Origin of the sequence: Brachybacterium sp. HMSC06H03, from assembly GCF_001807385.1 — a bacterium.
In the GTDB taxonomy this organism is placed as follows: domain Bacteria; phylum Actinomycetota; class Actinomycetes; order Actinomycetales; family Dermabacteraceae; genus Brachybacterium; species Brachybacterium conglomeratum.
The window spans coordinates 1-20,760 of the sequence record NZ_KV788905.1; the positions used below are offsets into that span (position 1 = coordinate 1).

Annotated in this window: 18 protein-coding genes and 1 tRNA gene; 5 read left to right on the forward strand and 14 right to left on the reverse strand. The window is 72.8% G+C overall.

Features of this window, described 5'->3' with window-relative positions:
- Positions 1–1,724: bifunctional 3'-5' exonuclease/DNA polymerase (locus HMPREF3159_RS12525; protein WP_371441711.1), on the forward strand; the 1,724-nt coding region annotated here is incomplete at its 5' end.
- A 52-nt stretch (positions 1,725–1,776) separates the two neighbouring features.
- Here the strand turns inward: HMPREF3159_RS12525 and HMPREF3159_RS12530 are convergent.
- Entirely contained in the window at positions 1,777–2,481 is a 705-nt protein-coding gene (locus HMPREF3159_RS12530; RefSeq protein ID WP_070501338.1) for a hypothetical protein, read from the reverse strand.
- A 155-nt stretch (positions 2,482–2,636) separates the two neighbouring features.
- Here HMPREF3159_RS12530 and HMPREF3159_RS12535 point away from each other — a divergent pair, with 155 nt between their 5' ends.
- On the forward strand, positions 2,637–3,119 hold the full coding sequence (locus HMPREF3159_RS12535) for a pyrimidine dimer DNA glycosylase/endonuclease V (RefSeq protein ID WP_070501340.1): 483 nt from the start codon (positions 2,637–2,639) through the stop codon (positions 3,117–3,119).
- Here HMPREF3159_RS12535 and HMPREF3159_RS12540 read toward each other — a convergent pair.
- The 3 genes from HMPREF3159_RS12540 to coaE all read right to left on the reverse strand — a co-directional run bounded on the left by HMPREF3159_RS12540 (position 3,061) and on the right by coaE (position 6,478).
- Positions 3,061–3,585 carry an NUDIX domain-containing protein gene (locus HMPREF3159_RS12540; protein ID WP_070501342.1) on the reverse strand — a complete coding sequence of 175 codons (525 nt, stop codon included), beginning with the start codon at positions 3,583–3,585 and terminating at the stop codon, positions 3,061–3,063. The genes HMPREF3159_RS12535 and HMPREF3159_RS12540 overlap by 59 nt on opposite strands.
- Positions 3,586–3,589: 4 nt before the next feature.
- Complete coding sequence (gene uvrB, locus HMPREF3159_RS12545; protein WP_070501343.1) at positions 3,590–5,692, reverse strand: excinuclease ABC subunit UvrB; 2,103 nt, start codon at positions 5,690–5,692, stop codon at positions 3,590–3,592.
- Positions 5,693–5,830: 138 nt separating this feature from the next.
- A complete protein-coding gene (gene coaE, locus HMPREF3159_RS12550) occupies positions 5,831–6,478 on the reverse strand; it encodes a dephospho-CoA kinase (RefSeq protein WP_070501345.1) in 648 nt (215 codons plus the stop codon).
- A gap of 74 nt (positions 6,479–6,552) precedes the next feature.
- Here coaE and HMPREF3159_RS12555 point away from each other — a divergent pair, with 74 nt between their 5' ends.
- Entirely contained in the window at positions 6,553–7,446 is an 894-nt protein-coding gene (locus HMPREF3159_RS12555; protein WP_070501347.1) for a trimeric intracellular cation channel family protein, read from the forward strand.
- A 79-nt stretch (positions 7,447–7,525) separates the two neighbouring features.
- Here the strand turns inward: HMPREF3159_RS12555 and aroD are convergent, their stop codons facing one another.
- The 8 genes from aroD to polA form a co-directional block, all read right to left on the reverse strand.
- A complete protein-coding gene (gene aroD / locus HMPREF3159_RS12560; protein WP_083305941.1) occupies positions 7,526–8,419 on the reverse strand; it encodes a type I 3-dehydroquinate dehydratase in 894 nt (297 codons plus the stop codon).
- A 35-nt stretch (positions 8,420–8,454) separates the two neighbouring features.
- Positions 8,455–9,537: a 3-dehydroquinate synthase gene (gene aroB, locus HMPREF3159_RS12565; protein WP_070501349.1), complete on the reverse strand. Its 1,083-nt coding sequence runs from the start codon at positions 9,535–9,537 to the stop codon at positions 8,455–8,457.
- A complete protein-coding gene (locus tag HMPREF3159_RS12570; protein ID WP_053915845.1) occupies positions 9,534–10,076 on the reverse strand; it encodes a shikimate kinase in 543 nt (180 codons plus the stop codon). The genes aroB and HMPREF3159_RS12570 overlap by 4 nt, the downstream gene beginning before the upstream one ends.
- Entirely contained in the window at positions 10,073–11,326 is a 1,254-nt protein-coding gene (gene aroC, locus HMPREF3159_RS12575; RefSeq protein WP_070501366.1) for a chorismate synthase, read from the reverse strand. The genes HMPREF3159_RS12570 and aroC overlap by 4 nt, the downstream gene beginning before the upstream one ends.
- A gap of 119 nt (positions 11,327–11,445) precedes the next feature.
- Positions 11,446–12,249 carry a hypothetical protein gene (locus tag HMPREF3159_RS12580; RefSeq protein WP_070501351.1) on the reverse strand — a complete coding sequence of 268 codons (804 nt, stop codon included), beginning with the start codon at positions 12,247–12,249 and terminating at the stop codon, positions 11,446–11,448.
- A 270-nt stretch (positions 12,250–12,519) separates the two neighbouring features.
- Positions 12,520–13,350 carry an HAD-IIA family hydrolase gene (locus tag HMPREF3159_RS12585; protein ID WP_070501353.1) on the reverse strand — a complete coding sequence of 277 codons (831 nt, stop codon included), beginning with the start codon at positions 13,348–13,350 and terminating at the stop codon, positions 12,520–12,522.
- Positions 13,351–13,464: 114 nt separating this feature from the next.
- Positions 13,465–14,946 carry a 30S ribosomal protein S1 gene (rpsA, locus tag HMPREF3159_RS12590; RefSeq protein ID WP_062951030.1) on the reverse strand — a complete coding sequence of 494 codons (1,482 nt, stop codon included), beginning with the start codon at positions 14,944–14,946 and terminating at the stop codon, positions 13,465–13,467.
- Positions 14,947–15,183: 237 nt separating this feature from the next.
- On the reverse strand, positions 15,184–17,895 hold the full coding sequence (gene polA, locus HMPREF3159_RS12595; protein ID WP_070501354.1) for a DNA polymerase I: 2,712 nt from the start codon (positions 17,893–17,895) through the stop codon (positions 15,184–15,186).
- A gap of 65 nt (positions 17,896–17,960) precedes the next feature.
- Between polA and HMPREF3159_RS12600 the strand changes: the two genes are divergently transcribed.
- Positions 17,961–18,455: a hotdog fold thioesterase gene (locus HMPREF3159_RS12600; RefSeq protein WP_070501356.1), complete on the forward strand. Its 495-nt coding sequence runs from the start codon at positions 17,961–17,963 to the stop codon at positions 18,453–18,455.
- Positions 18,456–18,482: 27 nt separating this feature from the next.
- Here the strand turns inward: HMPREF3159_RS12600 and HMPREF3159_RS12605 are convergent, their stop codons facing one another.
- Complete coding sequence (locus HMPREF3159_RS12605; protein WP_070501358.1) at positions 18,483–19,862, reverse strand: ABC transporter substrate-binding protein; 1,380 nt, start codon at positions 19,860–19,862, stop codon at positions 18,483–18,485.
- A 66-nt stretch (positions 19,863–19,928) separates the two neighbouring features.
- Entirely contained in the window at positions 19,929–20,645 is a 717-nt protein-coding gene (locus HMPREF3159_RS12610; RefSeq protein WP_082835382.1) for an ANTAR domain-containing response regulator, read from the reverse strand.
- Between the two features lie 47 nt (positions 20,646–20,692).
- Here HMPREF3159_RS12610 and HMPREF3159_RS17540 point away from each other — a divergent pair.
- Positions 20,693–20,760, forward strand: a tRNA-Leu gene (locus HMPREF3159_RS17540).

A 20,760-nucleotide genomic window follows, 5' to 3' on the forward strand; every position in this document is an offset into this window, starting at 1 on the left:
CGGCGCGGTGCGTGCTCGGTCGCGGGGCGGGCGGAGCGGTCGTGCTGCGCGAGCTCGCGGCCGACGGCTCCGCCCTCGACGAGCGAACCCGCGCCGTCCAGGAGCTCCCCTCCCTCGTCGCTGAGCTCGAGGCCGCGCACCGGCCACGCTGGGTCTGGAGCGACGCCACCGCCTGGTACCCGCGCCTGCTCGCGGCCGGGGTCACCCTCGAGCGCTGCCACGACCTGCGCCTGGTGCACCGGATCCTGCGGCAATCCGAGCTGGTGACGGAGCCCGGTCCTCTGCGGGAGCGCACCGAGTGGGACACCCCGCTCGAGCCGGAGGAGACGCGGCGCGACCTCGGCGCGACCCTCTTCGACCTCGACGCCCGGCCGTCGGCCGCCCACGGCGTGCCCGACGGGATCGAGGAGACCTGCGCAGAGCTAGAGCGGCAGCTCGCGGCGATCGCGAGCGCTGAGGACCCGGCGCGGCTGCGGCTGCTGCTCGCGGCGGAATCCGCCGGGGCACTGATCGCGGCCGAGCTGCAGGCGGCGGGGATCCCCTGGGACGTGGCCGAGCACGACCGGATCCTCACCGAGGCCCTGGGGCCGCGCCCCTCGCCCGGGACGCTCCCCGCGCAGATGGTTCAGGTCGCCGCCGAGGTGCGCACCGCCCTCGGGGACCCGACCGTGTCGCTGGACTCGCCGCCGAAGCTGCTGCGCGCCCTGCACCGCGCCGGCATCGACGTCTCCTCCACCTCCCAGTGGGAGCTGCAGGAGCACGAGCATCCGGCGATCGAGCCGCTGCTGCGGTACAAGAAGATGTCCCGTCTGCTGACCGCCAACGGCTGGACGTGGCAGGACGAGTGGGTGCGGGAGGGCCGCTACCGGCCCGTCTACGTGCCGGGCGGCGTGGTCACCGGGCGCTGGGCCTCCAGCGGCGGCGGGGCGCTGCAGATCCCGCGTCGGCTGCGGCCCGCGCTCCGTGCCGATCCTGGCTGGCTGCTGGTCAGCGCAGACGTCTCCCAGCTCGAGCCGCGGGTGCTCGCGGCGATGTCGCGCGACGCGGCGATGATCGAGGCCGGGGCCGGGAAGGACCTCTACTCGGGCATCGTCGAGGCGGGCGTGGTCGCGAGCCGGCAGGAGGCGAAGATCGGGGTGCTCGGCGCCCTGTACGGCGGGACCACCGGGGACAGCGGTCGCGTCGTGCCCCGGCTCCGCCGCACCTTCCCCGAGGCGATGGCGCTCGTGGACGGTGCCGCCGCGACCGGGGAGCGCGGCGGGACGGTCACGACCTGGCTCGGCCGCTCCTCCCCCGCCCCCGAGCCCGGCTGGGTCCAGGCGCAGCGCTCCGCGAACGGCCCCGACACGGGCACCGGCGAGCAGGAGCGGGCCCGTCGCTCGGCCCGCGACCGCGGCCGGTTCACCCGCAACTTCGTGGTGCAGGGCACCGCCGCGGAATGGGCGCTGTCCTGGATGGCGGCGCTGCGACTGCGGCTCGCGCAGCTCCCCGAGGTCGCCCCCGACGAGCGGGCCGACGCCTCGGGACCGGTGTTCTCCCGCCGCGCGCACCTGGCGTTCTTCCTCCACGACGAAGTGATCGTCCACGCCCCGGCCGATCAGGCGGAGGCCGCGGCCGCCGCGATCCGCGAGAGCGCCGACGCGGCCGGGCGGCTGCTCTTCCCCGGCAGCCCGATCGACTTCCCGCTGGACCTCGCGATCACGGAGCGCTCGGCGGAGAAGTGAGCGCCGCGGGCCTCGCTGCGACCGCCGCCTCAGTGCGGCTCCGGCGCGGGTGCTACACGACGGGGTGCTCAGTGACCAGCGCGGCGAGCTCCTCGAGCAAGGAGTCCATGCGTCGAGCGCCCAGCAGCGGGCTGAGCGGCTCGGAGAACCAGTGCTCCCAGAGCTCGTCGAGCTGCGCCGCCGTGGGCGCGACACCGGTGTCCAGCTGCTCCGCGATCGCCAGCGCCTCAGGCTCGTACTCGTCCTCGGGCATGCCGTCCGTGCCCGGGGCGAGGCCCGCCGGGTCCTCCCGGGTCAGGAGGGCGAGCACCTGCTCCTGCGTCGAGGTGCCCTCGTGCTCGGGGTCCTGGGCGTCGAGCAGGACCGATGCCAGGGTCACCGCACCGGTGGCGAGCCCGATCCAGACGCGCGGGGCGGGCACGCCTCGTCGACGCAGGAAGCCCTGGACCGCGCCATCCAGCCGGAGGCCTGCCGCACCGGCTCCGGCCATCAGACCACCGAGGCCGAGCGAGAGCGCCGCCTCGGAGAGGGTCGGCGTCCGGAGACCGCGGAGGCGCGACGCGTCGCCGTCGTCCGGCGCTCCTGACCGGCCCTGCGCGGCGAGGAGGCTGACACCGGTGGTCAGCACCGCGGGGAGCCCGACGTATCCGACGCGCACCAGGCGCGGGAGACGGTGCACAGAGATCATCCCGAGGCCGGACGCGGCAGCCGTGCCGACGACCAGGGACACGATGCGGGAGCGCTGGGACTGTGTCACGGGGGCCTCCTTCTCTCGCCGCGGGGCCAGCCGCGCGCCACGGGGGCGTGGCGTGCCCTCTACGCTATCGGGCGACCCTGACCGTGACGGACGACGATCGTCGGTGCCCGGGGTGACCTTCGACCGCGCCTCGGCGGATGAGGGAGGATGGACCGATGCGCCTCTGGTCACTGCACCCCCGCCACCTCGACCGCCAGGGCCTCACGGGCTGCTGGCGGGAATCGCTGCTGGCGCAGGCCGTGCTCGCCGGGCGCACTCGCGGGTACCGCTCCCACCCGCAGCTCGAACGGTTCCGGGCCCAGCCCGCCCCGCTCGATGCCGTGGGCACCTACCTCGAGGTGCTCGCCCGGGAGGCGACCGCTCGCGGCTACCGCTTCGACCTCTCGCGGATCGACCGCCGCCCCGAGGAGCTCACCGGCCACGCGCCGACGGATGCCGCGGCCGGCGTGCCACGGATCCCCGTGACCCGGGGACAGGTCGACCTGGAATGGCGCCATCTGCTCGCCAAGCTCGCGCAGCGCAGTCCCGGGAGCGAGGCGCTCACCGCAGCGCATTCCGCGCCGACGGTGCATCCGCTGTTCACCGTGGTGCCGGGTCCGGTCGAGAGCTGGGAGCGGGCGACGGATCCGGAGGGCTGAGCGCGATCCGCAGCCAGCGCGAGAGGGGCGCTCCATCCGGGACGTCCGCGAGATCGGTGCGCAGCCACCGGGCCTCGCTCAGCTCGAGCGAGGTGCTGACCTCCCTCGAGGCGGCGGTGCCGACGAGGATCGTGAGCCGGTCGCGCTTGCCCTCGGTGACCGTCTCGAGAGCGGTCACCTCCTGGAGGTCTCCCGTGATCGCGAGGGCGAGCTCCTCGGCGACTTCGCGACGTCCGGCCTCGGCAGGGCTCTCGCGGCGAGGACGATAGCGGCCTCCCGGCAGTGCCCAACGGTCCCGGTCGACGTAGGAGTGCCGCACGGCGAGGAACCGCAAAGGGTCCTCCGGAGGATGCAGCAGCACCTTCACTCCGAAGGTGCGCGGCCTGCGCACCCGCCACCAGACCCGGCGCAGCCGGTGCCCGGCGGTCAGCGCGGCGCCCAGCGCGCGCCCGCGCCTCGTCGCCATCGGCTCAGGAGCGCTGCACCGCGCGGAGCTCCTTCTTCAGCTCCTGCACCTCGTCGCGCAGCCGCGCCGCGACCTCGAAGTTCAGCGACTCCGCGGCCTGGTGCATCTGCGCGGTCATCTCGTCGATCATGCCGGTCAGCGCGCCGACGGGATCGTCGCCGAGGTCGATCTGGCGACCCTGCATCGAGTCGACGGCGTTCGCGCGCGCCCGGTCCTGGGCCACCTTCTCCTTCCCGGAGCGGTAGTCGGTGGCCAGGAGGGTGTCGGTGTCGATGTCCTCGCGGGCCAGCATGTCCGTGACGTCCGCGATCCGCTTGCGCAGCGGGGTCGGGTCGATGCCGTGCTCGGTGTTGTACGCGATCTGCTTCTCGCGGCGACGGTTGGTCTCGTCGATCGCGTCCTGCATCGAGTCGGTGATCGTGTCCGCGTACATGTGCACCTGGCCGGAGACGTTGCGGGCCGCACGGCCGATCGTCTGGATGAGCGAGGTGCGGGAGCGGAGGAAGCCCTCCTTGTCCGCGTCCAGGATCGCGACCAGGGACACCTCGGGCAGGTCCAGGCCCTCGCGCAGCAGGTTGATGCCGACGAGCACGTCGTACTCGCCCTGCCGGAGGGAGCGCAGCAGCTCGATGCGGCGCAGGGTGTCCACGTCGGAGTGGAGGTACTGGACCCGCACCCCGTTCTCGAGCAGGAAGTCGGTGAGGTCCTCGGCCATGCGCTTGGTCAGCGTGGTCACGAGCACGCGCTCGTCGCGCTGCACCCGCTTCTCGATCTCCTCGCGCAGGTCGTCGATCTGGCCCTTGACGGGCTTGACGATCACCTCGGGGTCCACCAGTCCCGTCGGCCGGATGATCTGCTCGACCACGCCGTGGGCGCGGTTCAGCTCGTACTCGGCGGGGGTGGCGGAGAGGTAGACGGTCTGACCGGTGCGCTCGGTGAACTCGGAGAAGGTCAGCGGGCGGTTGTCCAGCGCCGAGGGGAGGCGGAAGCCGAAGTCCACCAGGGTGCGCTTGCGGGAGCGGTCCCCCTCGTACATCGCGCCGATCTGCGGGACGGTCACATGGGACTCGTCGATGACCAGGAGGAAGTCCTCGGGGAAGTAGTCCATGAGGGTGTTCGGGGCGGTGCCCGGCGCGCGGCCGTCGAGATGGCGGGAGTAGTTCTCGACACCGTTGGTCGAGCCCATCTGCCGCAGCATCTCGAGGTCGTGGGTGGTGCGCATGCGCAGGCGCTGCGCCTCGAGCAGCTTGTTCTGCCCCTCCAGCTCCTCGAGCCGCTCGGCGAGCTCCTCCTCGATCGTGCCGATCGCGCGGGAGAGACGCTCGGGACCGGCGACGTAGTGGGAGGCGGGGAAGATGTGGATGTGGTCCTCCTGCCGGATGACCTCGCCGGTCATCGGATGGAGGGTGTAGAGCGCATCGATCTCGTCGCCGAAGAACTCGATGCGGATCGCGAGCTCCTCGTACATCGGGATGATCTCGACCGTGTCCCCGCGCACCCGGAAGGTGCCGCGCTCGAAGGCGATGTCGTTGCGGTCGTACTGCATGTCCACGAAGCGGGTCAGCAGCTCGTCGCGGTCCAGCTGGTCGCCGACGCTCAGCTGCACCATCCGGTCCACGTACTCCTGCGGGGTGCCCAGGCCGTAGATGCAGGAGACGGAGGAGACCACCACCACGTCGCGACGGGTCAGCAGCGAGTTGGTGGCGCTGTGCCGCAGCCGCTCCACCTCGGCGTTGATCGAGGAGTCCTTCTCGATGTAGGTGTCCGACTGCGGGACGTACGCCTCGGGCTGGTAGTAGTCGTAGTAGGAGACGAAGTACTCCACCGCGTTGTGCGGCAGCAGCTCCCGGAACTCGCTGGCGAGCTGCGCGGCGAGGGTCTTGTTGTGCGCCATGACCAGGGTGGGACGCTGCACCTGCTCGATCAGCCAGGCCGTCGTCGCGGACTTGCCGGTGCCGGTCGCGCCGAGGAGGACCACGTCCTGCTCGCCGTCGTTGATCCTCTTGGTGAGCTCCTTGATCGCCTGCGGCTGATCGCCCGAGGGCGAGTACTCGGAGACGACCTCGAAGGGGTGCTCGGCGCGGACGAGATCGGTGACGGGACGCATGAGGACGAGCCTACGACCCGGGGCCGTCGGAGGACACGGCGCGGGGCCTCTGTCCGCTCAGGGCCGACGGCCCCGCGGGGCCGGGCGGGACGGCGCACAGGCGGCGCCCGGCGCCGGGTCGGCCGGGGTCCGACGCGATCAGGTGCGGAGGTCGTGCTCCTCGAGGACCGCGTCGAGGGCACGGCCGGAGCGCGCGAGGAGAGCGGGGCGATCGGCCGTGTTCAGCACCAGGCGGTCCGCACGGCGGATCCGTTCGAGATCGGTGACCTGCGCCGCCATGACCGACTCGACATAGGCGCGGTCCCTGCCCCGGTCCCGGACCACGCGCTCGATGCGGTCCTCTCGCCGGGCGAGCACCGCGACGACCGCGTCGTAGCCCGATTCGCCGTGCTTCTCCAGCAGCAGCGGGCTGTCGTGGACGATGACCCGCTCCCCCGACGCGGCCGCCTCGGCCTCCTCCTCCGCGACCGCCCGGTCGACGCGGGAGAGCACGATCCGCTCGAGGTCGGCGCGGGCCGCGGCATCGGCGAAGACGATCCGGGCCATGGCGGCGCGGTCGATCGTGCCGGCAGGGTTCCGCACTCCCTCCCCGAAGCGGGCGATCGCCTCCTCGACCCCGTCGCCGGGGACGTCCAGGACGGCCCGGGAGTGGGCGTCCAGATCGATCACGCGCAGACCGCGCTCCCGCCAGAGCGCGGCGACGGTCGACTTGCCCGCGCCGATGCCGCCGGTGAGGCCGATCCGCAGGGGGCGGTCAGGACGAGGGGGAGGAATGCTGCCGGGCATGGTCCGATGGTAGGGCGGGTCGGCCGGGTCACGGGCCCGTTCACGCTCCTGCCTGCACGGACTACGGTGCTGGGGTGGACCCTCTTGAACTGCTCGTGACGAACGACTTCCTCCGCGTGCTGGACCTCGTGGGCGTGTTCGTGATGGGCGTGGCGGCCGGTGCGATCGCCTCCCGCCTGAACTTCGACGCGGTCGGCTTCGCGGTGATCGGCATCGTCGCCGGGCTCGGCGGCGGTCTGGTGCGCGATCTGATCCTCGACTACGGCACCCCGGCGGCCTTCGACGGGCCCTGGTATCTCACCTGCGCCCTCGGCGGAGCCATGTTCACCTTCGTCATCCATGCGGACGGCCCCTGGTGGCGCCGCCTGGTGACGGCGCTGGACATCGCGGCGATGGGGCTGTGGGCCGCGACCGGCACGGCGAAGTCCCTGGGCTACGGCCTGGACACGCTGCCGGCGATCCTGCTCGGGGTCACCAGCGCGGTGGGCGGCGGCGTGATCCGCGACGTGCTCGTGGGCAGGATCCCCCAAGTCTTCGGGGGCGGCCCGCTGTACGCGACCGGTGCGCTGGTCACCGCGGTGCTGACCTGGCTGGTGCTGGCTCTCGGCCTGCCCTCCCCGACGGTGCTGGTCGCGGTCGCCGTCGGCGCGCTGCTCGCCGGCGTCGCGGCGTGGCGTCGCTGGTCGCTGCCCGCCCATCAGGAGTGGCAGGTGACGATGTCCGCGACCCAGCTGAAGCAGCTGGTGCGCCGCACCCGCAAGGACGAGCGGGAGCGGGTCGCGCATGAGACGGGGGCGATCCCCGTCGTCGACGTCGACCACGACGACCTCGCCGAGGACGCCGCGGCCGAGGACCTCGACGCGAGCGACTACGAGGACCGGATCTTCCCGGATCCGGCGGAGCTGCCCGACACTGCCGAGAACGAGCGGCGCGAGGAGCAGGACCCCGGGACCGCCTCGCCGCGCTGAGGCGGCTGTGCTGCCGGGCGTCGGCGCGCCGGCCTCACCGCGGACAGTCCGGAGCGCCGAGGCGCCGGACCGGAACGGGTCAGGGCCGCAGGAGCTCGATCATCCGGGCGACGTCGTCCGCGCCGAGCTGTCCGGGCGCGGACCCCTCCCCTGCGGTCGCGAAGGTCGCGCAGCTGCCGAATGCCTCGGCGGCCACGCGGCTGCTCGCCCCGAGGGTGCCCATGGAGATCGCGATGTGGGGGCCTGTCTGCTCCTCGGCGACGGCAAGACTCGCCGAGAGCAGGGTGAGCACGTCGCGGGAGGTGCCAGGGGTGACGGCGACCTTCGGGATGTCCGCGCCGAGACGCCGTTGCTCGCGCAGGATCCCCGCGATCGTCTCCTCGTCGGGGGTGCCCTCCATGTCGTGGAAGGAGCCGACCACCGCGATGCCGTGACGACGGGCGGAGTCGATGACCGAGGCGACCACCGCGGGGTCGTGGGAGGTCTCGATGTCGACGAGGTCGACGGCGGACTGCGTGCCCGCCCGGCGACCCGTGATCAGCGCCTCCAGCAGCGAGACGAGGGCGCGGGGGCCGTAGGGCCTCTGCCCGCCCTCGGCGGTGGTGCGGAAGGTGACCAGCAGGGCGCGGTCGGCGCCGAGGGCGGCGCGCAGCGGGCCGAGCGCGGCGAGGACCGCCTCGCGGTGGTGCTCAGCGTCCTCGAGGTCGGGGCGGAAGCGGTCCAGGCGCCACTCGACCACGCGGGCCGGGGTCGCGCTCGCCGCCTCGGCCTGGGCGAGCAGGGCGTCGAGGTCGTCGCCCACCAGCGGCACGATGATCTCGGGGCGCCCGCGGCCGAACTCGACCCCGCGCACGGTCGCGGTGCGGCGGCGCACATCGACCATCCCCTCCTGCACGGCGGGGCCGGGCCGGTCCGCGGTGCCCGGCTGGTCCAGGGGGTCGTCCTGCGCGGCGGTGCCGGGACGCTCGGTCATGGTGCTCCTCCTCGCTCGGGCGGGCCCGGGCGTGCTCAGTCGTCGGTGATCGCGGCGTAGGCGCTCAGCAGGAGCGCGGGGTCGGGCCCCTCGATCCGGGAGACCGAGCCGATCCGGTCCAGGACCACGAAGCGCAGCAGGCCGGCGCGGGTCTTCTTGTCCCGCTTCATCGCGTCCTCGAGCTTGGGCCACTGCCGGTCGCGGTAGGTGACGGGCAGGCCGAGCGAGGTGAGGATGCTGCGGTGGCGGTCCACCTCGGCCTCGGAGAGCTTGCCGGAGAGGTGCGAGAGCTCGGCGACGAACATCATCCCGATGCTCACGGCGGCGCCGTGGCGCCACTGGTAGCGCTCGTTGCGCTCGATCGCGTGGGCGAGGGTGTGGCCGTAGTTGAGGATCTCCCGCTCCCCGCTCTCGCGCAGGTCCGCGGAGACCACGCGGGCCTTGACCCGGATCGCCCGCTCGATCACCTCGCGGAAGGCGTCGCTGGAGACGTCGAGCACCGCGGCGGGGTCCTGCTCGACGATGTCGAGGATCGCGGTGTCCTCGATGAAGCCCGCCTTGACCGCCTCGGCGAGGCCGGCGGCGACGACGTTGCGACCGAGCCCTCCGAGCACGTCGAGGTCGGCGACCACGGCGATCGGCGGGTGGAAGGCGCCGACGAGGTTCTTCCCCTCGGACGTGTTGATGCCGGTCTTGCCGCCCACGGCCGCATCGACCATCGCGGCGACGGTGGTGGGGACCTGGAGCACGTCGACGCCGCGCAGCCAGGAGGCCGCGACGAAGCCGGCGAGGTCCGTCGCCGCGCCGCCGCCGAGCCCGATCACGAGGTCCTGGCGGCCGATCTCGGCCTGGCCGCACACGCCCCACAGGAACCCGGCGACCTGCGCGGTCTTGGCCTCCTCGCCGTCGGGGACCTCGGCGGCGAAGGACTGCCGCCCCGTCTCCTCGATCCCGGCGCGGACCTGCTCGGCGACGTCGCGCAGGCTCGGCTGGTGCACGATCACCACGCGCCGGGCGCGCTCGGGCACCAGGGCCGGGATCTGCTCGAGCAGGCCCCGTCCCACGTGCACGTCGTAGCCGCCGGTGGGCGTGGTGACGGGGATGACGGTGGTGCTCATTCGGTCTCCTCCTGGGGGCGCGCGGGCCTCTGAAGCTGCAGGGCGTCGATGATGGCGAGGGCCACCCGGTCCGGGCTGCCGAGGGCGGCGTCGATGCGATGGGTCGCCAATCCACGATAGGTCTCCGCCCGGGCGGCGGCGAGCTCGCGCCAACGGGCCATGGGGTCCTCGCCGGACAGCATCGGGCGGCCGACGCCGTGGGCGAGCCGGCGCGAGACCGTCTCCTCGTCGATCTCGAGCAGCACCACGGGCAGGTCGCGCAGGGTCGAGGCGGCGCCGGCGTGCATCGGGGCGCCGCCGCCGAGGGAGAGCACGCCCCGCTGGTGCGCGACGGCGCGGACGAGCGAGCGGGCCTCCCGTTCGCGGAAGGCGGGCTCCCCCTCGTCCGCGAAGAGGTCCGGGATCGTGCGTCCGGCCTCCTGGACGATGAGCGCGTCGAGGTCGGCGAAGGGGACACCGAGGCGTGCGGCCAGAGCGCGTCCCACGCTGGTCTTCCCGGCGGCCATCGGACCGATCAGGACGGCCACGGGGCCGGTCACGAGGCGGAGTCCTCCCCACGGCGGGCGAGCCCGGCCTGGAGGTCGAGCGTGACCTCGAGGTGGGCGCGGATCTCGTCGATGCTGTCCCCGCCGGTCTTCTCCAGCAGCGCATCGGCCAGGGTCAGGGCGACCACCGCCTCGGCGATCACCGCGGCGGGCGCGACCGCGCAGGTGTCGGAGCGCTGATGGTTGGCGGTGGTCTGCTCGCCGGTGGAGACGTCGACCGTGCGCAGCGCGCGCGGGACGGTGGAGATCGGCTTGAGCGCCCCGCGCACGCGCAGCACCTCGCCGTTGGTCATCCCGCCCTCGAGGCCGCCGGCGCGGTTGGTGGCGCGGGGGAAGGCGGAGCGCTCGCCGCGCGGGGAGGGCGCGACGAGGATCTCGTCGTGGGCGACGGAGCCGCGGCGGGCGGTGGTGGCGAAGCCGTCGCCGATCTCGACACCCTTCATGGCCTGGATCGACATGACGGCCTGGGCGAGGCGCGCATCGAGCTTGCGGTCCCACTGGGTGTGGGAGCCGAGGCCGACGGGAAGGCCGTAGGCGAGGACCTCGACGACGCCGCCGAGCGTGTCGCCGTCGGACTTCGCGGCGTCGACCTCGTCGACCATCGCCGCGGAGGTGCCCTCGTGGAAGCAGCGCAGCGGATCGGCGTCGAGCTGCTCCAGGTGGTCGGGGGTGGGCAGCGGCGCGTCCTCGGGCACGGACACGGAGCCGACGGAGAGGGTGTGGGAGACCAGCCGGATGCCGGCGGCCTGCTCGAGCAGCGCCGCGGCGACGCGGCCGGCGACGACCCGGGCCGCGGTCTCGCGGGCGCTGGCGCGCTCGAGCACGGGGCGGGCCTCGTCGAAGCCGTACTTCAGCATCCCGGAGAGGTCGGCGTGGCCGGGGCGGGGGCGCGAGAGAGGGCGGTTGCGCGCGATCTCGCGCTCGTCGCCGGTGCCGGCGTCGATCAGCAGGTCCTCGCGCGGGACGGGGTCCGCGCTCATGACCTTCTCCCACTTCGGCCATTCGGAGTTCGCGATCTCGATCGCGAGCGGGGAGCCGAGGGTGAGGCCGTGGCGGAGCCCGCCGTGGATCGTCAGCACGTCCTGCTCGAACTTCTGACGGCTGCCGCGGCCGTGGCCGAGGCGGCGGCGCGCGAGCGCGTCCTTCAGATCGTCACTGGTCAGCTCGATCCCGGCGGGGACGCCGTCGAGCAGGGAGAGGAGGGAGGGGCCGTGGGATTCCCCGGCCGTGAGCCAGCGCAGCATGTCGTCGATCATCTCATGAGCGGGACGACGTCCGGGCGGGCGTCCGCGCCGTGCGGACGCCCGCCCGGGGGCTCGGAGGTGCCCCGCGGGCGGCTGACCGGCGGGGAGCGGACCGAGGATCAGGGTCCGTCGATGCTGATCATCATCGCGGGCGCCTCGCCGCCGGTGGGGATCGGCAGCAGCGTCACCCCGACGGTGCGGCCGGAGCCGTCCTCCACGGCGGTGCCTCGCACCGGAGTGGTCGAGGTGAGATCCACCTCCCCCTCGACGGAGGTGACCGTGAGGTCCTCGCGGCCGAAGCCGTCGAGCACGAAGTTCGCGCGCTCCACGGCGACGTCCTCCGAGAGGCTGGTGGGCTGCTCCTGCTCCTCTCCCCAGACGGGGTAGGCCCCGGTGCCGTTCAGCCCGTCGTTGAGCGCCGAGGCGGCCTCCTCGGGCAGAGGGGCGTCCTTGCTGAAGTAGAGCCAGTAGTCGGCCTCGGCGACGCTGGCCGGCGCCATGTAGCCGTAGTAGGTCTCCTGCTCGCCGCTCCAGCCGATCACGGTGCAGCGGGTGACCGCGCCGGGCTGGTCCAGGGCGAGGCCGTCGGTGCACGTGGCCTCGTCGCTCAGGCTCGGGTCCGCGGCGTAGCCGTACAGCTGCGAGGCGACGTCCTCCGCCGTGATCGTGCTCCGGTCGGCGCGGGCGAACTGCTGGGAGCCCGTGGTGAAGACGTCGCTCGGGGCGGCGGTCACCTCCCCCGCGGTGTCCTCCTCCGAACCCGTCCGCTCGGCGGGTGCGGCGACCGCGGCGGGCACGTCCTGGGCGGGCGGCGCGGCGGTGGTCGCGACCGCCTGCGAGAATCCTCCGATGCCGAGCCCCACGAGCAGCGGGGCGCCGAGGCCGAGCGCGGCGAGGGTCCTGACCTGGTGCCGACGAGTCATCGTCGTCTCCTTCCGAGTGCGTCGGGGGAGCATCTGTCCCCCACGGGCTCCTCCGGACGGTCGGGACGTGGACCCCTCCACTGCCCCTGGGCGTTTGCCGTTCCTTGACCCTCCGGCGGGCTGATCGTGACCTTTCCAGCTCGATCGCCCGGGGTCAAGTCCGGCTCGCGGATCCCGTACGACGGCATCACCGGATCTTCACAGAGCGGGCCGCACAGGCCGGACCGCGGCTGTCGATCCGGTCCGGGCACCGATGCCGGCCCCGTGACGTCAGTCCTCGTCGAGCTCGACGGCCTCGTGCGGGGTCAGACGCTCGACGAAGGGGACCACGTCCGCGATGCCGTCCAGCACCGCGGTGGGGCGGAAGGGGAACTGCGCGATCTCGTCGAAGTCGGTGGAGCCGGTGAGGACGAGGATCGAGCGCATGCCCGCCTCGAGCCCCGACTTCACGTCCGTGTCCATCCGGTCACCGATCATCACCGAGGTCTCCGAGTGGCCTCCGATGCGGTTCAGGGCGGTGCGCATCATGAGCGGGTTCGGCTTCCCGACGTAGTACGGATGGATCCCGGTCGCGGCCGTGATCATCGCGGCGACGGAGCCGGTCGCCGGCAGCGGGCCCTCGGCGCTGGGCCCGGTGACGTCGGGGTTCGTGGCGATGAACTTCGCCCCGCCCTTGATGAGCCGGATGGCCCGGGTGATGGACTCGAAGGAGTAGGTGCGGGTCTCCCCCAGCACCACGAACTCGACGTCGCTGTCGGCGAGGATGAAGCCCTCGTCGTGGATGGCGGTGGTGAGCCCGGCCTCGCCGATCACGTAGGCGGAGGCGCCGGGCTGCTGCTCGGCGAGGAAGCGGGCGGTGGCCAGGGCGCTGGTCCAGATCGACTCCTCGGGGAGGTCGATGCCGCTGCGGGCAAGGCGCGCCCGGAGGTCGCGCGGGGTGAAGATCGAGTTGTTGGTCAGCACCAGGAAGGGCCGCCCGTACTGCTGCAGCGCGGCGATGAACTCGGGGGCGCCGGGCAGCGCGGACTGCTCGTGGACGAGCACGCCGTCCATGTCCGTGAGCCAGGTGTGGATCGGGTGGGACTCGAGAGAAGTGGTCATGACCCTAGTGTGCCCTGCCGCGATTCTCCCGGATCGGCGCCGCCCGAACGCCGGGAACGGGGACGGCCCGGCCCCCGCGAGTCGCGGGGACCGGGCCGTCCGGTGATCCGAGGATCAGTTGCCGGTGAGCTTGGCGCGCAGGGCGGCCAGGGCCTCGTCGGAGGCGAGGGTGCCCTCGTCCGAGGAGCTCGACTGGTAGGAGGACTGCGCGGCGGGCGCGGACTCGGAGGAGGAGGTCGAGGCGGCGGCCGGAGCGTTCGCGGACTCCTCGTCGGCGCGGATCGCCTCGGCGACCTGGGCCTTGTGGGCGGTCCAGCGCTCGTAGGCGGCCGCGTACTGGGCCTCCCACTCCTCGCGCTGGGCGTCGTAGCCCTCGAGCCACTCGTTGGTCTCCGGGTCGAAGCCCTCGGGGTACTTGTACTCGCCGTTGGCGTCGTACTCCGCGGCCATGCCGTAGAGCGCGGGGTCGAAGGTGGTGTCGTCGCCCTCGGGGTCCACGCCCTCGTTCGCCTGCTTGAGGGAGAGGGAGATCCGTCGACGCTCGAGGTCGATGTCGATGACCTTGACGAAGACGTCCTGGTCGACGGTGACGACCTGCTCGGGCAGATCCACGTGGCGCTGAGCCAGCTCGGAGATGTGCACGAGGCCCTCGATGCCGTCCTCGACGCGGACGAAGGCGCCGAAGGGGACGAGCTTGGTGACCTTGCCGGGCACGACCTCGCCGATGGCGTGGGTGCGGGCGAAGAGCTGCCAGGGGTCCTCCTGGGTCGCCTTCAGCGACAGGGAGACGCGCTCGCGGTCCATGTCGACGTCCAGGACCTCGACCTTGACCTTCTGGCCCACCTCGACGACCTCGGAGGGGTGGTCGATGTGCTTCCAGGACAGCTCGGAGACGTGCACCAGGCCGTCGACGCCGCCGAGGTCGACGAACGCGCCGAAGTTGACGATCGAGGACACGGCACCCTCGCGGACCTGGCCCTTCTGGAGGGTCTGCAGGAAGTCGGAGCGGACCGCGGACTGGGTCTCCTCCAGGTAGGCGCGGCGGGACAGGACCACGTTGTTGCGGTTCTTGTCCAGCTCGATGATCTTCGCCTCGATCTCCTGGCCGACGTAGGGCTGCAGGTCGCGGACGCGGCGCATCTCCACGAGGGAGGCCGGGAGGAAGCCGCGCAGGCCGATGTCGACGATGAGGCCGCCCTTGACGACCTCGATGACGCGACCGGTGACGACGCCCTCGTCCTCCTTGATCTGCTCGATCGAGCCCCAGGCGCGCTCGTACTGGGCGCGCTTCTTGGACAGGATCAGGCGACCCTCCTTGTCCTCCTTCTGGAGGACGAGAGCCTCGATCTCGTCGCCGACCTCCACCTCGTCGGCCGGGTCTACGTCGTGCTTGATGGACAGCTCGCGCGAGGGGATGACGCCCTCGGTCTTGTAGCCGATGTCCAGGAGGACCTCGTCGTGATCGACCTTCACCACGGTGCCTTCGACGATGTCGCCGTCGTTGAAGTACTTGATGGTGGCATCGATGGCGGCCATGAGCTCGTCGGCGTCACCGATGTCGTTGATGGCGATCTGGGGGGTCGTGGTGTCGGTCATGTAGGTATGGACTCCGTCGGGACAGGAAATGAGTAGGGTCGGGGGGCGTGCTCCGCCCGTCGGCGGGACCAGGGGTCCGGGCCGCGAGGGCGGTTCGCTCGCGCACCGGGGCGCACAAGCCTTCGACAGCCTACCAGCGATGCCCCCGGCGCGCGAGGGTGCTGGCGACCGCTCCGCGGCGCGCCGGTGTGATGTCCGCCCCGTCCGGCGACGGGGCGGCGGCGGAGGCCCCGGGCCTCAGTGGGCCGCCTCGCGCCAGGTGCGTCCCACGCCGATGCCGACCTCGAGCGGGACCGAGAGCTCGTAGGCCGAGTCCATGCCGTCCTCGACGATCTCCCGCACCTGCTCGACCTCGCCGGGGGCGACCTCGAGGACGAGCTCGTCATGGACCTGGAGCAGCATGCGCGAGCGCAGCCCCGCCTCGCGCATCCGCTCCTCGACCGCGAGCATCGCGAGCTTGATGAGGTCCGCGGCGCTGCCCTGGATCGGGGAGTTCAGCGCCACCCGCTCGGCGTTCTCGCGGCGCTGCCGGTTGTCGCTGGTGAGGTCCGGGAGGTAGCGGCGCCGGCCGAGGATCGTCTCGGTGTAGCCGGTCTCCCGGGCCTTCTCGACGCTGCGGTGGAGGTAGTCGCGCACCCCGCCGAAGCGCTCGAAGTAGCCGTCGCGCAGCGCGGTCGCCTCCGCGCGGGAGATCCGCAGCTGGCGGGAGAGGCCGAAGGCGGAGAGCCCGTAGGCGAGTCCGTAGCTGACCGCCTTGGTCTTGGAGCGCATGGCCGGATCGACCGCGTCGGGGCTCACGCCGAACACGCGCGAGGCGACGAAGTTGTGGAGGTCCTCCCCGGAGCGGAAGGCCTCGATCAGCCCCTCGTCCTCGGAGAGGTGGGCCATGATGCGCATCTCGATCTGCGAGTAGTCCGCGGTCATCAGCGACTCGAAGCCTTCGCCGGCGACGAAGACGTCGCGGATCCGCTGCCCCTCGGAGGTGCGCACGGGGATGTTCTGCAGGTTCGGCTCGGTCGAGGCGAGCCGGCCCGTCGCCGCGGCGGTCTGCTGGAAGGTGGTGTGGACGCGGGAGCCGGTGTCCATCTCCTTGTCCAGGCCCACGAGATAGCCGGTCAGCTTGCTCATCTCGCGGAAGCGCAGCAGCCAGGAGAGGAAGCGGTGGCCGGCGGAGTCCGGGTCGAGCGACTCCCTCAGATCGGTGAGGGACTCGGCGTCGGTGGAGTGACCGGAGGAGATCTTGCGCGTGGTGGGCAGGGCGAGGGTCTCGAAGAGCACCACCTGCAGCTGCTTCGGGGAGGCGAGGTTGACCTCCTCCCCCACGATCTCGCCGGCCTCGCGCCTGGCCTGGGCGACGAAGCCCTCGAACTCCTCGCGCAGGGACTGCAGCGCGGTGTGGTCGATCGCGATGCCGCGGGAGTGCATCGTCTCGAGCACGCGCTGGAGGGGGCGCTCGAGGTCGTCGAGGATGCTCCCCGCCCAGGGGGCGGCCTCGATCCGGTCCGCGAGCTCCGCGGCGGCGGGGTGCAGGGCGGAGACGGCGCTCGCGAGGCGGTCCTCGGCCCGGGCGATGTGCTCGGCGCGGGTCTCCGCGCTCTCCTTCTTCAGGGTCGACTCGGCGGGCTTGCGCGGCTTCGGCTCGAAGCTCGCGCCCGCGAGATCCGCGGCGAGGGCCTCGGTGTCGTAGCTGCGGGCGCCGGGGCGCAGCACGAAGGACTCCAGCGCCAGGTCGCGCACCCCGTCCCCGAGCCGGTAGCCGTTCTCCGCCAGGCGCCCGCGCAGGGCGGGGACGTCCGCGATCCGCAGCTCCCGGGAGCCCTCGAGTGCCGCGCCGAGCAGCTCGGAGGCCTCGGAGTCCAGGGCGCCGAGCGCGGCGGCGCCGGCCTGCTCCGGGGTGGCCAGGCCCAGCAGCGCCCCGCCGCGCACGTCCTCGACGAGGTCGAGGGAGAGCGGGGCGTCCTCCTCGCCGAGCAGGGAGGTGAGTGAGGCGGCATCGCGCAGGCGCAGCACGTCGGCCGCGGGCTCGGGGGCCGCCTCCTCGGCCACGTCCTCGCCCAGCAGCGCGGCGGGGAGGTCGCGGCGGATCGTGTCGCCGAAGGCGAGGTCGTCGAACACCTCGAGCACGCGGGCGCGGTCCCCGCCGCCGAGCGCGTAGTGCCCGGGGTCCTCGGGCAGCTCGAGGGTGGTGAAGGCGGCGTTCATCAGCCGGTTGCGCCTGACGTCCTCCATGTGGTCGCGCAGGGACTGGCCGGCCTTGCCCTTGATCTCCTCGGCGTGCGCGAGCACGCCCTCGAGCCCGTCGTACTTCACGATCCACTTCGCGGCGGTCTTCGGGCCGACGCCGGGGACGCCGGGGAGGTTGTCCGCCGCCTCGCCGACGAGCGCGGCGAGGTCCGGATAGCGCTCCGGCGGGATCCCGTACTTCTCCTCGACGGCGGCGGGAGTCATGCGGCGCATCTCGGTGACGCCCTTGACGGGCTGGAGCAGGGTGACCTTCTCCCCCACCAGCTGGATGGCGTCGCGGTCGCTCGAGACGATCAGCGCCTCGTGGCCCTGCTGCTCCGCGCGCGTGGCGAGGGTGGCGATGATGTCGTCGGCCTCGTAGTCCTCGTAGGTCAGCCAGCGCACGCCGAGCGCGTCCAGCACCTGCTGGATCAGGCCGATCTGGCCGTGGAAGGCCTGCGGGGTCTCGTCGCGGCCGCCCTTGTACTGGTCGTAGATGCGGTCACGGAAGGTCCCGCCGGGCAGGTCGAAGGCCACCGCGAGATGGGTGGGCCGCTCGGAGGCGACGACGTTGATGATCATGCGGGTGAAGCCGTAGACGGCGTTGGTGGCCTGGCCGCGGCCGTCGCTGAAGCCGTCCGCGGGCAGGGCGAAGAAGGCCCGGAAGGCCATCGCGTGGCCGTCGATCAGAAGGAGGCGCTGGTCATCGGTGTCGCTCGCACTCATGAGGAGCAGTCTCCCATGTCGCGATCACCTCCGCGCACCCGGCGGGCTGTGGCAGTCTCGGGGGCATGTCCGATCAGCGCATCCGCCCCGCAGACCCCGCCACCGCCCCCGTCGGCGCGACCGAGGGGGCGCCGGCGCCCCTGGACCCGCGGCTCGCCGCCCAGCTCGAGGCGTCCTTCGCCGGGACGCTCGTGGAGCGGCTGGGCATGGAGGTGCTGACCCTCTCCTCGAGCGGCGGCACGATGCGGATGCCGGTCGCGGGCAGCACCCAGCCGGCCGGGCTGCTGCACGGCGGGGCGACGATCGCGCTGGCCGAGTCGATCGCCTCGGTCGCGGCGCTGCTGCGCGCCCGCGAGGTGCACGGCGAGGGGGCCCAGGCGGTGGGCACCTCGGTCTCCGCCCTGCATCATCGCTCGGCGCGCGAGGGCTGGGTCACCGCGACGTGCACCCCGCGCCATCTCGGTCGTCAGGTCGCGAGCTACCTGGTGGACGTCCACGACGAGGCCGGGACCCTGCTGAGCACGATCACGGTCGCGACGCAGCTGCTGCCGCCGCGCTGAACGGCGCCGTCGCCGCCCGGGCGCGCCTCACTCGGGCGCCTCGAAGCCTCCGGCGGTGCCGGGCTGCATCACGTTCGCCTCGTTCCAGGTGTACTCCCGCAGCTGGCCGACGCGGGCGTCCGACTGCCCGCCGAGCTCGACCTTCCCCATCCGGCCGACGTAGGCGACGGTGGCCTTCTCCCCCGCCTCCAGCGCCGTGGTCATCACCCGGCGGCACTCCTCGAAGTCGGTGCACTCCTCGCTGCCGGTGAGGACGGCGTTCAGGGCCGCGGCGAGGGCGGTGCCCTCGACCGAGAGGGCGTGCTGCGCCGCGAGGCACAGCATCACCAGCGCGTCGTAGCCGTGCTGCGAGTAGGCGTAGCCGCGCCGCAGGAACTCGGGATTGCGGTTGAGCATCATGTTCTCGTGGCCGACGGTGATCTCGCCGCCCGGCTCGTAGCCGGTCACGGCGGTCAGCGACTCGGGGGCGAGATCCTTCGCGACCGGCTCCTGCGAGTAGTCGATCGTCACCGCCGGCGACACCCGCCGCGGGAACTCGATCCTGGGCCGCTTGCCCTCGTCCAGGGTCGCGGTGTGCAGGGCCGAGAGGAACGGGGCGAGCTCCGCCCCGCCGTTGGCGACCAGCAGCGCGGGCGGGGACTCGAGGACCGCCTTCACCCGGGCGCCGATGTCGCCGATCTTCCCGACCTCGTAGAACTGCTGGCTGACGACGCGGCCGCTCGAGGGGTTCAGCACCTGCGTCAACTCGTTCAGGAGGCTGCGTCCCTGCAGCGTGTCCTCGGAGAGATAGGCGACGGTGCCGGCGGGCCCGGACTTCTCCCCTCCCCCGACGCCGAGGGCCTCCTCGGCGTAGCGGGCCGCCATCACGCGGTCGTTGGGGGCGAGGCGGATCAGCAGGTTCGAGGTCTTCACCTCGGCCGCGCGGACGCCCATACCGGAGGTGAGCACGTCGAGGATCGCCAGCTGCGCCTCGACCAGCGCGGGCATCGCCGCGATCAGGGACTCCTCGTCGATCGAGGTGATCACACAGGTGGCGCCGGCATCGGCCATCTGGGCGATGACCGGGGCGAGGTCCTCGCCGGGCGCCTCCATGACGTGGCGCTCCAGGAGCACGACCTCCTGGCCGAACAGGCCCTCCCAGCGGGCGTTGACGTCGATCCTCGCCTCGTCGATCGAGACCGCGATCGCCTCCTCGAACCTCGCCATCCGGCCGTAGGAGGCGCCGATCTGCCCGATCACGAGCGGCTGCTCGGGCTCCTCGAGGTCACCCGCGGTGGGCTCGGTGGTGGTGGGTCGACGGCGCCTCCCGCGGCCGATCCCGCCGCCCTGGCTGCAGCCGCTCAGCGCCCCGGCCCCGAGCACACCGGCCCCCAGTCCGCGCACGAGCGTGCGTCGCGTGATGCTCATGTGCTCGGTGCCCCCTCCCCAGGACCGGCGCGCCCCCGCGCACCGGTCGATGGTGCCTGCCGGCCCTCAGTCCTTGCCCTGGCCGCCGAGCTGATCGACGACCGCGTCGGCGACCTCGCGCATGGTCAGTCGACGGTCCATCGAGGTCTTCTGGATCCAACGGAAGGCCTCCGGCTCGGACAGGCCCATGTTGGTCTGCAGCAGGCCCTTGGCGCGGTCCACGCGCTTGCGGGTCTCGAAGCGCTCGCCCAGGTCCGCGATCTCGGACTCGAGCTGCACGATCTGCTGGTGGCGGGAGATCGCGATCTCCACGGCCGGCAGGAGGTCCGCCGGGGTGAAGGGCTTGACGACGTAGGCCATCGCGCCGGCGTCGCGCGCCCGCTCGACCAGCTCGGACTGCGAGAAGGCGGTGAGCATCACGACGGGGGCGAGGTTCTCCTCGCCGATCTTCTCGGCGGCGGTGACGCCGTCGGTCTGCGGCATCTTCACGTCGAGGATCACGACGTCGGGGCGCAGCTCCCGGGTCTTCTCGATGGCGCTCTCGCCGTCGCCGACGGCGGCGATCACGTCGAAGCCCGCCTCGGTGAGCGTCTCGACGATGTCCATGCGGATGAGGCTCTCGTCCTCGGCGACGACCGCGGTGCGGCGCGGTGCATCACCCGCGGCGGCGGTGTCCTGGGCGTCGTCGGGAAGTTCGGTGAAGTCGTCAGTCATGTCGCCCTGTGTCTCGGTCGGGGCCGGCGCCCGGGTGCCCTGCACTCGTCGGCGGTGGCCGGTGGTCATCAGCGGTATCCTAGTCCAGCCCTCGGCACCGGAGGGCAGGCCGGGTTGGCGGAACGGTAGACGCGGCGCACTCAAAATGCGCTGTCCGCAAGGGCGTGCGGGTTCGAGTCCCGCA

What these genes read in the sequence shown, in the direction of transcription:
- HMPREF3159_RS12605 (WP_070501358.1), bottom strand. Translation starts at nt 19,862, where the DNA reads ATGAGCATCACGCGACGCACGCTCGTGCGCGGACTGGGGGCCGGTGTG.
- HMPREF3159_RS12610 (WP_082835382.1), bottom strand. Translation starts at nt 20,645, where the DNA reads ATGACCACCGGCCACCGCCGACGAGTGCAGGGCACCCGGGCGCCGGCC.
- uvrB (WP_070501343.1), bottom strand. Translation starts at nt 5,692, where the DNA reads ATGCGTCCCGTCACCGATCTCGTCCGCGCCGAGCACCCCTTCGAGGTC.
- polA (WP_070501354.1), bottom strand. Translation starts at nt 17,895, where the DNA reads ATGAGTGCGAGCGACACCGATGACCAGCGCCTCCTTCTGATCGACGGC.
- aroC (WP_070501366.1), bottom strand. Translation starts at nt 11,326, where the DNA reads ATGCTGCGCTGGCTCACGGCCGGGGAATCCCACGGCCCCTCCCTCCTC.
- HMPREF3159_RS12600 (WP_070501356.1), top strand. Translation starts at nt 17,961, where the DNA reads ATGTCCGATCAGCGCATCCGCCCCGCAGACCCCGCCACCGCCCCCGTC.
- aroD (WP_083305941.1), bottom strand. Translation starts at nt 8,419, where the DNA reads ATGACCGAGCGTCCCGGCACCGCCGCGCAGGACGACCCCCTGGACCAG.
- HMPREF3159_RS12540 (WP_070501342.1), bottom strand. Translation starts at nt 3,585, where the DNA reads ATGGCGACGAGGCGCGGGCGCGCGCTGGGCGCCGCGCTGACCGCCGGG.
- HMPREF3159_RS12535 (WP_070501340.1), top strand. Translation starts at nt 2,637, where the DNA reads ATGCGCCTCTGGTCACTGCACCCCCGCCACCTCGACCGCCAGGGCCTC.
- HMPREF3159_RS12585 (WP_070501353.1), bottom strand. Translation starts at nt 13,350, where the DNA reads ATGACCACTTCTCTCGAGTCCCACCCGATCCACACCTGGCTCACGGAC.
- rpsA (WP_062951030.1), bottom strand. Translation starts at nt 14,946, where the DNA reads ATGACCGACACCACGACCCCCCAGATCGCCATCAACGACATCGGTGAC.
- HMPREF3159_RS12580 (WP_070501351.1), bottom strand. Translation starts at nt 12,249, where the DNA reads ATGACTCGTCGGCACCAGGTCAGGACCCTCGCCGCGCTCGGCCTCGGC.
- aroB (WP_070501349.1), bottom strand. Translation starts at nt 9,537, where the DNA reads ATGAGCACCACCGTCATCCCCGTCACCACGCCCACCGGCGGCTACGAC.
- coaE (WP_070501345.1), bottom strand. Translation starts at nt 6,478, where the DNA reads ATGCCCGGCAGCATTCCTCCCCCTCGTCCTGACCGCCCCCTGCGGATC.